This is a genomic window from Phormidesmis sp. 146-33, from assembly GCF_052939515.1.
This window is the reverse complement of sequence record NZ_JBJPHU010000169.1, coordinates 9,825-11,050: the sequence shown is the minus strand read 5'-3', so window position 1 is coordinate 11,050 and position 1,226 is coordinate 9,825. Positions and strand designations below refer to the sequence as shown.

Here is a 1,226-nt window from a genome sequence, read left to right as displayed (position 1 = left end):
GGGGGGCAGAAGTGCTGAATAACGAAGCGAGAAAACTCCATCGAATTCACGTTAAATCAGGACATCTTCATAACCGTCAAAGAGTCAACAGGGATGTGTAGTTTTCCTTCTGGTATATCTTTCTGTTAATCTGGGCACAGCGATCGCGTAAAGGAAACACGGGCATGAGCGAGAGTGCCGTTTTGATCTCCGGTTCTGCTAGAAATCGAGTTGACCATGATGTGTTTATCTCCTACTCGCGGCGAGATGGTGAGTTTGCTCGGCGGTTGCTGGGGGCGCTCAAGGGTGAAAATCGGGATACCTGGGTCGATTGGCAGTCAATTCAGGCGGCAGAAGATTTTTGGCAGGCGATCGAGACGGGCATTGAGGCGGCCAATACGTTCATTTTTGTGATCAGTCCTGATTCGGTGGCATCTGAGTATTGCAACAAAGAAGTTGACTACGCGGTTTTGCACAAAAAGCGGTTGATTCCTGTGGTGTGTCGTGAGGCAGGAGATGTTCATTCGGCGCTGCGATCGCTGGACTGGATTTTTTTACGAGAACAGGACGACTTTGAGCCTGCGTTTGCACGATTGGTGAAAGCGATCGACACTGATCTGGAGCATACGCGATCGCATACTCGATTGTTGGTGAAGGCGATCGAATGGAACAAGCGGGGACGAGATGACAGCTTTTTGTTGCGAAAAATTGACCTGACAGATGCAGAATATTGGCTGACGGCCAGTACAGAAAAGGAGCCGATTCCGACTGAGTTGCATCGAAACTACATTACCACCAGCCGCAAGGTTGAGGATGACTACAATCTACTGCTGGCAAAGGGAGAACGGGCATTACAGCGGGTGAGGTTGGCGGCGATCGTGGTGCCTGTTGCAGCAGTGAGCGCCTTAGCTTTAGGAATCTATTCTGCACAAGTGAGCACTGAACTAGCACAAAAAAAACAAAACATCCGGGATGTGTGGCACTTTACCGATGCTCTGGCTGATAGTGCAAAGGGAAACTACGACAGTGCCCTGGATCGGCTGGCAACGGTGATAGAGCGTAATCCTCGCAGCACCTTTGCTCTAATGGGGCGCGGCTATGTTTTTTTACAAATGAGAAACTATGCAGCATCGGAAGCAGAGTTTAGGCGGGCAATTCAGATTGACCAAAATGACCCAACTGCCTGGCTTGGCTTGAGCAATGCGCTAAAAGGTCAAGACAAACCCGATGAGGCGATCGCAGCCCTC

Annotated in this window: 1 protein-coding gene; it reads left to right on the top strand. The window is 50.2% G+C overall.

Going from position 1 to position 1,226, the window contains the following annotated elements:
• Nucleotides 1-164: 164 nt before the first annotated feature.
• The coding region (locus ACJ2PR_RS33235) for a TIR domain-containing protein (protein WP_446880253.1) at nucleotides 165-1,226 on the top strand (1,062 nt) is incomplete at its 3' end.